This is a genomic window from Escherichia sp. E2562 (genome assembly GCF_005781075.1).
GTDB lineage: Bacteria > Pseudomonadota > Gammaproteobacteria > Enterobacterales > Enterobacteriaceae > Escherichia.
This window is the reverse complement of record NZ_VATM01000032.1, coordinates 1-10,244: the sequence shown is the minus strand read 5'-3', so window position 1 is coordinate 10,244 and position 10,244 is coordinate 1. Positions and strand designations below refer to the sequence as shown.

The following is a 10,244-nucleotide window of genomic DNA, read 5'->3' as shown; positions in this document are numbered from 1 at the left end:
CCTGCCGTGACCGTGCTGGCCAGCAAAAATGTTAACGCTGGCACAACAAGGGTATGGATGGTTCTGGCAGCAGAACAGCGAGGGGCGGTATGTGGATGCACTGTGGCTGAAGGGGTATAAATTATGTTAATGAGAATAGTATTGGTACTAGTTGTTGGATTGTTAAGTATGGAGCTTCAGTCAGCACCCACAAGGAATATATCCGATATTCCTATTTATAGTTCTCTGAGAGCATGTGTAAATATCAAACCGCTAAAACTTCGTTATGTAAATAATCTGCTTATTCTGAATGCTGAATTTACAGTAAAAAAGAATATACAGCAATGCGGCTGCTTTTATACTTTCGCACATTACATTAGCGTATTATTAACTCAGGGACCAGGAGAGGCATTGACTAACCCGAAGAATCATCTTCAGGAAGGGAAATTCCCCCTTGAAAAAAATCGAACGCAGGATTTGGTTATATCCTCAGAATCATCCAAGATAAAAAATAACAGACTGGCTGTTTTTATAGGCTGTGACTGGCCGGGTGGGTAAATATTACTGGTGAATAAAATAATAGATTGTGATTTTTTTTATGGTTAGATATTTTACTTGTCTTATGGATGTTTATGATTTGTATTTCCCCTGCTTATGTTGTAAATAAAAATTATATTATTGAATATAACAGGCTTGCAAAATGCATACTAGCCTGTCCAGTGGATCGTTATGAACAAGGTGATCTCCTTATAATTAAAATAGCATTCACATTAAGGGAAATACTGTGAAATGCAGATGATTCTATTATTTCATATATTATTCAGGGCTTCTTCCTAAAAAATAATTATTGCATAATTGCTTAATTCGAATAATTTTTACAACAAGGATATTTCTCTATGGACAGAAATAAAGTAATGGATTTGATTCTGTCATCTGATTTGGGGCTTGTTCGAGGGAAAAACTGGCTTTGTATCTTCTTTGTCGCAGGGGAGAGGCAAAATAAAAGGAGAAAACGATGAGTGTGACACTGACTTATGACGGACAAATGCTGAAGTGGCCTGATGGTAAAACCTTTAAGGCGACAACTGGATATAAAGATGAGGTTTATGGGGATGAACATTTTTCTGTAACAGTTGAATATCAGAAACCAGATAAACAATGTATTGAAAATGGAGCTATACCTGAAGGTAATTACAAAATATATGTACTGTTTCAGGGGGAAGCAAACATAAAACAGAATTGTGAACTTAAACCTTCATGGGGATGGACGACTATCCCGGAGGAAAAACCAGGGGGATGCCTGTGGTCAGAATGGGGGCATAACCGGGCCAGACTGGAGCCAGCTGATGATCAAACCAAAAAAGCCTGTGATGGTTCAAGAGGTGGTTTTTATATTCATGATTCTACCAAGGGTTATAGCCATGGTTGCATTGAAGTTGAACCGAAATTTTTCAGAGTACTAAAAGCCGCAATTAAGGGTGGTGAAAAACATTTTATTATCAGCGTCCATTATGTTCCCGACCGTGTCACTAATGGTGGAACGAAACAATAAGTGAATTAAATTCAGAATTATATCTGTCCGGGGAAATATTGTACTAAAGAATAAGGAGTAAAAACGATGGGTTTTGTAACCACAGGCAATAAATTTGTTGGGAGTGGAGGGCCTGCGATTACCACGCCGCCTGTAACGGGTGAAAGAGGTGGTATTAGCACAGATTCAGCCGCCGCAGTTGCGGCAGAACAGATGGCAGAACAGGCAGTAATGGATCTATTTGGTGCATTGCCAGAACCGTCTGGGTTGGTGAAAGCGGCGGTAGCCGCAGCTCAGGCCGCAGCAGCGGCTACCGGAGCGACAGTCGCGATGGATGTGGCGCAGGATGTTATATCCTCTTTTGTCTCCGGTGCTGTGGGGGGGCCGGGGGGGCATAACGTGACAGTAAGCGGCAGCGCCGTACCGCCACAAATGTTGCTGTTTGCCAGTCTGGATGGCGAAGAAACGCTGGGTGGACTGTTCAGCTACGTGGTGCAGCTTAAAACCCCGGATACCCTGAATCTGGGCTATGTTTCCTCCGCAGCTAACCTCCCGCTTAAACCCATGGTGGGCAAAGATCTGTGCGTCAATATCGAACTGGACGGTGGTGGCAAACGATATATCCGCGGGCTGGTAACAGCGGCGCGAGTTGCAGGTCATCAGGGGCGATCGGTGGTGTACGAACTGCGTATCGAACCGTGGGTAAAACTGCTCACCCATACCAGTGACTACAAAGCGTTCCAGAATAAAACCGTGGTGGATATTCTCGATGAAGTACTGGATGAATATTCCTTTCCGGTAGAAAAGCGGCTGGTGGAAAATTACCCGACGCGCACCTGGCAGGTGCAGTACGGTGAAACTGATTTTGATTTCATCCAGCGCCTGATGCAGGAATGGGGCATCTACTGGTGGTTTGAGCACAGCGAGAACAGCCACACGCTGGTACTGGCGGATGCCATCAATGGCCATAAAGCATGTCCGGACTCACCGCTGGTGGAGTGGCACCAGGAAGGACTGAAGCTGGATAAGGAGTTTATCCATACCATCACGGCCAATGAAAGTTTGCGTACCGGGCAGTGGGTACTGGACGATTTTGATTTTATGAAGCCCCGCTCATTACTGGTGAACACGGTGGCAAATCCGCGTGAAACCGGTCATGCAGACTTCGAACATTACGAATGGCCGGGAGACTACTTCACTAAGGATGAAGGCGAGATGCTGACGCGCATCCGCATGGAAGAACAGCGCAGCCCCGGGAGCCGGGTGCATGGCGGTGGCAACATCCGCACACTGATGACGGGCTATACCTTCACACTGGAGAACTACCCGACCGCAGAAGTGAATCAGGAGTACCTGCTGGTACAGACCACGCTGTTTGTGCAGGACAACGCGCAGCACAGTGGCCAGGATCAGCATTTTACTTACTCAACCAGCTTTGAGTTACACCCCACCAGCGAAGTTTACCGCCCACAACGAACCCTGAGCAAACCCCACACCAAAGGCCCGCAGAGCGCCATCGTCACCGGCCCGGCGGGGCAGGAAATCTGGACGGATAAATATGGCCGGGTGAAGGTGCAGTTTGGCTGGGATCGTTACGGTAACAATGACGAAAACAGCTCCTGCTGGGTCCGTGTCAGCTATCCGTGGGCAGGGAAAGGATTTGGCATGATCCAGATCCCGCGTATTGGCCAGGAGGTACTGGTGGATTTCAAAAACGGCGATCCAGATTTGCCCATCATCGTGGGGCGCACCTATAACCAGGACACCATGCCGCCGTGGGGGCTGCCGGGCATGGCGTCGCAGAGTGGGATATTCAGCCACTCATTGCAGGGAGGGCCGACTAACGGAAATATGCTGCGCTTCGATGATAAAACGGGTGCGGAAGAAGTGAAGTTCCACGCGGAAAAAGACCTGAATACTACGGTAAAAAACAATGAAACCCACACGGTAAAGGCAGATCGAACGAAAACCATCATTCATAACGAAACATCCACGGTAAAAATCGATCGCACAGAATTTGTTGATGGCAAGCATACCGAAACCATTAAAGGAGATCGGGATATTACAGTGACTGAGGGTAAACAATCACTGACAGTGAAAACAGGCAATCGTGAGATAAAAGTGGAGACGGGAACCTGCACGGAGACGGTAGAAGGGAATATCACCATCACGTCAAAAACCGGGGCGATACACCTTACCGCAGCAACGCAGATAAAGTTGACTGTCGGAAAAAGCACTCTCGTTATGAATTCAGACGGCACTATCACCCTCGATGGACCCACTCACTTGGCGCTGAATCCACAGTGATTCATTTCATTAATTTTCAGGGAAAAATAACAATGCAATATCTCATTAATGAAGGGCATTTCACTCTGCCGGGAAACTGGCAGGACAGCAGCATGAATATTCTGACCCCGGTACTGAGTGCTGTTGCCGGGGCGAATGTTGTTGTTACCCGTGAAATATTGCCGGATGGTGCGCAGTTTGATGACTATCTGGCGGTGCAGAAAAAGAAATTCCGTACCGAACTGTCGAAAATGGTGTTCACCGTCGAAGAACGCTGTCATGTACAGGAGCGCCCGGCGGAATACTGGGAATTTAGCTGGGATAACAAGGGGGTGATGATACAGCAGTTGCTGCTGGTAATCCTGAACGAGCGACAAGTACTGACGCTGACCTATTCCTCAACACAGGCGCTGGCAGAGGAGGATCGTAAAGCGATGCGGGGAGCATTATTGAATTTTTGTTTTGGAATGCCACAGGATAAATAAACCAGCCAGTTCAGCGGGAAGGACGAACAGATGACGGAAAAAAGCGCGCAGGAGAAGTTAGCGGAGCCGGATCAACGGGATAGTAATGCCGAAACAGTGGAGAGTATTGCTACCACAGGACATATTGCCAGTACTGGAATAATGGCTGTCAGTATGGTGGGAACAACGGCAAAGGTAGGACTGGCAGCCGCAGCAGCAAATACCTGTGCAGCCGGAATAGCCAAAGCCGTTGCAGGATTTGGAGGCCCTTTGATTGCCGGACTGGCTGGTGGGATGCTGGGGGGATGGCTGGGCACCAAAGCAGGTGACTGGTTCATGGATACCTGGGGTAAAGATCACGCTGTTTCCGGCCCAACAGATATACCGGCGTGTGTGGGTCATCACATTGTTCATAACAATTCCTTTCTGGGTGCTATTGGTGGGTTAATCGGTGGACTTATTGTAGGGATTGCAGTGGGGGCTCTGGTTGTCGCTACAGGGGGCGCGGCATTGGGTGTGCTGGCTGCCACCGTTGCTGCCGGGGCCGGGGGATTAGCTGGTGGATTTGTCGGTGGCGCAGCGATGGTAATTGGTTCCCGCTGGGCATCTGAAACCGGACAGATTGTAGAAGGCTCACCTAATGTTTTTTTTGAAGGAAAAGCGGTAGCTCGCGTCACTGATCCGGTTGAATGTAGTAAGGATCCGGACAGTCCTCCTCCACAGATAGTGGAAGGGAGCAAAATTATTTCCGTCAACAGCCTGCCGCTGGCCCGTAAGGGCCATAAAATTACCTGCTCGGCAGTTATTCAGGAAGGATGTAAAACCATCACGGCTGATAAGACGACCGGACAGTATGGGCCGATTAATGCTGATATGACGGTGCTGGAGCAATCTGTTGTATCAAGTCTGGAAGTGTTAACAGCTCTATGGGGAGCAAAGCAGTTAAACAGAGCCGCCAATGAGCGTATCAGTCAGGGGTTCAGCGATCCAGTGGATACCGGAACGGGTGAATATCTGGATTACCGAACTGATTTCAACTATCCGCATATTTTACCACTGACGCTGAAACGCGCCTATACAGGCCGACATCCGGTTAGTGGTTTGTTGGGCAGTCGCTGGTTGTGTAACTGGTCGCAGTTTCTGGAGTTCGATAGCAACGGGAAAAACGTCACCTACTTTGATGCTGAGGGATTATGTCCGGCCTATTGCACGGAGCAAGAACCATTCAACAGCCGTAACCTGCTTGTTCCGCACTATCGGCTCCTGGGAAACCGTGAGCGGGCTATTATTTTCGACGAATACTCACAATTGGGTTATATCTTTACGCCCATCTCCCCCGGCGCACGTCGTCTGCGGCTAACAGTAATAAAAGACCGCAACCGCAACGAAATTCGCTTCACCTATAACGCCATCGGCCACCTGACAAACGTAACCCACAGTAGCGGCCTGAGTCTGCGGGTGATGTGTGGCCCGCAGGGGCAGATATTCCGTGTGACCGACGAGTCAGACGGCAGCGAGCTGGTGCGTTACGACTATATCAGCCACGGCGATGAGCAGCGGCTGCGTGATGTACAGACCCGCTTTAATGGTGCATTGCACTATACCTATACCGAACAGGGCTGGCTGAGTTCCTGGCGCGACAATGGCCCGACGCACTTCCACCTGCGCTATGACGATGAAGGCCGGGTGACTGCCACAGGCACACAGGAAGGCCTGTATAACGACACCTTCCGCTACTTCCCGGATGAGCGCAGAACCGATTATACCGACGCCACCGGAGCCACCACCACGCTGTGGTTCGATGAATCCTGGCTGCTGAAAAAACAGCGTGACCCGCTGGGGCGTATCACTGAATGGGAGCGTAACGAATACGACCAGCCGCTGTGTATCCGCCAGCCGGGCGGGCGTATCACGCAGATAAAACGCGACTACGCCGGGCGTATCCTGAGCGAAACCGACGAGAACGGGCGCAAACGTGAATGGCAGCGGGACGAGTTCGGCCAGGTTACGGCATACCAGGACCATCGCACCACGGCGGCGTATCGCTATAACGCCGAAGGGAACCTTATCCGCCGGGAGGTGAACGGGCAGAACTGGCAGTACCGTCATACTGAAGACGGTCTACTGAAGGAAGTGACATACCCGGACGGCAGCCACGAACAGTGGAGCTACAGCGCCCACGGTGGCCTGCTTTCCCATACCGATGCCGAAGGCCGCACGACCCATTACACGGAAGACCGCTGGCTGCGGCTGACGGGGCTGGTGGATGCGGAAGGGCGCAGCATGAACTGGCAGTACCGCCCCGGTGCTGACAATCCGCATGAGAAACTGAGTGCGGTTATCCGGGCCGACGGCGGCGCTGAAACCTTCCGCTATGACGGTGAAGGCAAAATCGCCCTCCACACCGGGGCAATGGGTCAGATCACGCGCTACCGCCACGGGGCATTTGACCTGCTGCGGGAAGTGGAGGATGCAGGCGGGCAACGGATACTCTGCCACTACGATGGTGCTGCAAGGCTGACGCAACTGACGCGCAGCGGCAACCAGCAGTGGCGGCTGCACTACGATGCGGCGGGCCAGATGGCCGGGGAGGAGGACTGGTCCGGGCGCAGAACCGTCTATATCCGCGATGAACAGGGCAGACTGGCTGAAAAACACCGCCCGGACGGCAGCGTGTGGCGCTATGCGCGGGATGGCTATGGCCGGGTGACGACCATCAGCGGCGACCATCAGCAACTCTGTTATCAGTATGACCGTTATGACCGGATGGTGAGCGCGCAGGTGTATGAGCGCAGTGATGCCAGTGAAACAGGCTATACGCTCACCAGCGAGGTAAAACTGGAGTGGGACGAACGTCACCGCCTGGTGGCGGAAGAGCAGGACGGCCAGCGCACGGAGTACCGCTATGACGAAGCCGGAAGGCTGGCGGGCACCACAACACCGGACGGGGAAACACAGAGAGAATATGATGCTTCGGGCATTCTGACGGGCTACCGCAGCAACGGCCACCGGATGGACTTCAGTCATTCCCCCTCTGGCCTTGAAAAAAACCGGCGTTACCGCCCGGAGGATGAGGAAAGCTGGCTGGCGCAGACGCCGCTGAACCATGCGGTGTATATGCAGGAGCAGGGATACGACACCTGCGGGCGTACGGCATGGCAAAAACAGGGCGCAGAGCGGCTGGCTGGCAGTCACCAGAGCGTGGCGTCATGGCGACCGCTGGGCGAACATCGCTACGCGTGGGATAAATCGGGCCGCCTGACCGGGCATGAGGTGTGGTCGAAAACGCGTACGGAGCGGGAAACGCACTATCAGTACGACGCCCGCGACCAGATAACCAATGTGCTGCGGCTGGACGCCGACGGCCCGACGCAGGAAGAACGCTACCGCTATACGGTAAACGAGCAGATAGCGGAAAGCCGGATAAACGGCATTCTGTCGCAGCACCAGTACCATAAAGAATGTGTGACACAGGCGGGCGACAGCCGCTACGAATACGACGGCTGCGGCAGAGTGACAAAGCGCACCGAACAAAAACGCGGCTTCCGTCCACAGGTGTGGCGCTACCGCTGGGATGACTTTGACCGGCTGCGCGAGATAAAGACACCAGACGGTGAAGTATGGCAGTACAGCTACGACGCCTTTGGCAGAAGGACCGCGAAACGCTGCGTTATCCGGGCGACGTGGAAACAACATCAGCACGCCATCAGCGAAATACGCTACCAGTGGCTGGGCATGGTGCTGTCCGCCAGTGAGAAACGGTACGCAGACGGCAGCCCGGCGCTGCGGGAGCAGTGGCACTACCGGGGCAGATTTGAACTGCTGGCGAAGGAAAGCCGGGCGGCGAATGATGACAGAAGTTATTTTTACCCGATAGTGACCGGCCCGAACGGTGCTCCGCAGGAGATGTACAGCGCGAACGGTCAGAAGGTGTGGACGAAATAGCGCAGCCTGTGGGGGCTTCCGGCAGCAAACGACTCGCCGGATAGTGAGCGTGAAAGCTGTGATGCGGGGTTCATGGGCCAGTGGCAGGATGAGGAGAGCGGACTGTGGTATAATTTACACCGCTACTACGATGCCGGAACGGGGCAGTATTTAAGCCAGGACCCGCTGAAACTGAGCGGCGGGATGAATACGCAGTCGTATGTACATGACCCGGTGGGCTGGTGTGATCCGTGGGGGTTGATCGGTTGCCCTTTAAGTTTCTATAAAGGGAAAGCCGATGATTTAGGTAAAAATGGCAATGTATCTGAACAATTAAAACCTTTAAAAAGAGGCTCTAAGGAATGGAATGAAGCAGTTAAGGCTATGAAAGAGGCTATTAGTAATGGTGAGAAGTTTCAGGTAAGGGTGGAGTCAAGCACTGATGCAAAAGTATTCTTGAATGAAGCTCAAGGAAATATGAATCGTTATTCAATGAATACCAATTCCGGAAGGGCTGATGGTGCATCTAAATATCCTAAAGGATATGAGCAACATATGCGTTCGGCACAACAAGAAGGGTTTTTAGATCTTTCGCATATAAAATATTATAATAATGGTACTGATGGGCATATATTTTATGATATACCTAACTAATTTGTTAAATAAGGATTGTTATGAAAAATAAATTTTCTTTCGCAGGATTGGCGGCAGAGAAAAGAGATTTTAATGTTTTAGATAAAGAAAAGATTTTTTTCTCTATGCGTGATGTTATCCGTAGGGGGGGGGATGCTCTCTGGGTGAGTGATTTTTCTGAGTTGGGCCTTTTGATGACTGATGATGAATACTATATAGCAATTAATATTGTCGTAAAAAAAGGGAAGGAATGTTTTTTTCGAGAGAATTTAGTTTCGAGTTTAAAAGGAAGTTTGTTAGATTATTTGAAGGGGGAAGTTGATATGGCATCGGGCTATTCAAGGCCTTTTATCATATCCCCATTGTTTACTGAAAAGCCAAGTTATGTGATTTTAATTACAGAGGAGGCAGGTATTATTTATTATAAATAGCATCTTATTTAAGCTATAGGGCTACCGCAGCAACAGTCACCGGATGGACTTCAGTCATTCTCCCGCGGGCCTTGAAAAAAACCGGCGTTACCGCCCGGAGGATGAGGAAAGCTGGCTGGCGCAGACACCGCTGAACCATGCGGTGTATATGCAGGAGCAGGGATATGACACCTGCGGGCGTACGGCATGGCAGGGAAAGATCATCAGAAGTACACTTTTTGTACTAAATAATTCGCATTTTATGTTTAATAATTGAGATATTCCTTATTACCTAAAACTGTTTTTTATTGCTTATACATGATCAAATATTCCTTACATAATTAAGGAGAACAAAATGGAACTTAAAAAATTGATGGAACATATTTCTATTATTCCCGATTACAGACAAGCCTGGAAAGTGGAACATAAATTATCGGATATTCTACTGTTGACTATTTGTGCCGTTATTTCTGGTGCAGAAGGATGGGAAGATATAGAGGATTTTGGGGAAACACATCTCGATTTTTTGAAGCAATATGGTGATTTTGAAAATGGTATTCCTGTTCACGATACCATTGCCAGAGTTGTATCCTGTATCAGTCCTGCAAAATTTCACGAGTGCTTTATTAACTGGATGCGTGACTGCCATTCATCAAATGATAAAGACGTCATTGCAATTGATGGAAAAACGCTCCGGCATTCTTATGACAAGAGTCGCCGCAAGGGAGCGATTCATGTCATTAGTGCGTTCTCAACAATGCACAGTCTGGTCATCGGACAGATCAAGACAGATGAGAAATCTAATGAGATCACAGCTATCCCTGAACTTCTTAACATGTTGGATATTAAAGGAAAAATTATCACAACTGATGCGATGGGGTGCCAGAAAGATATTGCAGAGAAGATACAAAAACAGGGAGGTGATTATTTATTCGCTGTAAAAGGAAATCAGGGGCGGATTAATAAAGCCTTTGAGGAAAAATTTCCACTGAAAGATTTAAATAATCCAGAGCATGA

Annotated in this window: 7 protein-coding genes and 1 pseudogene; all 8 read left to right on the top strand. The window is 49.7% G+C overall.

Annotated features, from left to right (window positions below):
• Nucleotides 1–130, top strand: a pseudogene (locus FEK43_RS23255) (cytoplasmic protein); the annotation flags it as partial.
• A gap of 864 nt (nucleotides 131–994) precedes the next feature.
• Entirely contained in the window at nucleotides 995–1,531 is a 537-nt protein-coding gene (locus FEK43_RS22380) for a L,D-transpeptidase family protein (protein ID WP_135408971.1), read from the top strand.
• Between the two features lie 66 nt (nucleotides 1,532–1,597).
• Nucleotides 1,598–3,817: a type VI secretion system tip protein TssI/VgrG gene (tssI, locus tag FEK43_RS22375; RefSeq protein WP_135408973.1), complete on the top strand. Its 2,220-nt coding sequence runs from the start codon at nucleotides 1,598–1,600 to the stop codon at nucleotides 3,815–3,817.
• Between the two features lie 32 nt (nucleotides 3,818–3,849).
• Nucleotides 3,850–4,281: a DcrB-related protein gene (locus FEK43_RS22370; RefSeq protein WP_135408975.1), complete on the top strand. Its 432-nt coding sequence runs from the start codon at nucleotides 3,850–3,852 to the stop codon at nucleotides 4,279–4,281.
• 30 nt (nucleotides 4,282–4,311) lie between these two features.
• Nucleotides 4,312–8,205, top strand: a complete 3,894-nt coding sequence (locus FEK43_RS22365) for a PAAR domain-containing protein (RefSeq protein WP_276606414.1) — start codon at nucleotides 4,312–4,314, stop codon at nucleotides 8,203–8,205.
• 6 nt (nucleotides 8,206–8,211) lie between these two features.
• Nucleotides 8,212–8,838 (top strand): RHS repeat-associated core domain-containing protein, encoded by a 627-nt coding sequence (locus FEK43_RS23365; RefSeq protein WP_276606415.1) that lies wholly within the window; start codon nucleotides 8,212–8,214, stop codon nucleotides 8,836–8,838.
• A 20-nt stretch (nucleotides 8,839–8,858) separates the two neighbouring features.
• Entirely contained in the window at nucleotides 8,859–9,248 is a 390-nt protein-coding gene (locus tag FEK43_RS22360) for a hypothetical protein (RefSeq protein ID WP_138158713.1), read from the top strand.
• Between the two features lie 334 nt (nucleotides 9,249–9,582).
• On the top strand, nucleotides 9,583–10,244 hold a 662-nt coding region (locus tag FEK43_RS22350; RefSeq protein ID WP_138158712.1), incomplete at its 3' end, for an ISAs1 family transposase.

What these genes read in the sequence shown, in the direction of transcription:
- FEK43_RS22380 (WP_135408971.1), top strand. Translation starts at nt 995, where the DNA reads ATGAGTGTGACACTGACTTATGACGGACAAATGCTGAAGTGGCCTGAT.
- tssI (WP_135408973.1), top strand. Translation starts at nt 1,598, where the DNA reads ATGGGTTTTGTAACCACAGGCAATAAATTTGTTGGGAGTGGAGGGCCT.
- FEK43_RS22370 (WP_135408975.1), top strand. Translation starts at nt 3,850, where the DNA reads ATGCAATATCTCATTAATGAAGGGCATTTCACTCTGCCGGGAAACTGG.
- FEK43_RS22365 (WP_276606414.1), top strand. Translation starts at nt 4,312, where the DNA reads ATGACGGAAAAAAGCGCGCAGGAGAAGTTAGCGGAGCCGGATCAACGG.
- FEK43_RS22360 (WP_138158713.1), top strand. Translation starts at nt 8,859, where the DNA reads ATGAAAAATAAATTTTCTTTCGCAGGATTGGCGGCAGAGAAAAGAGAT.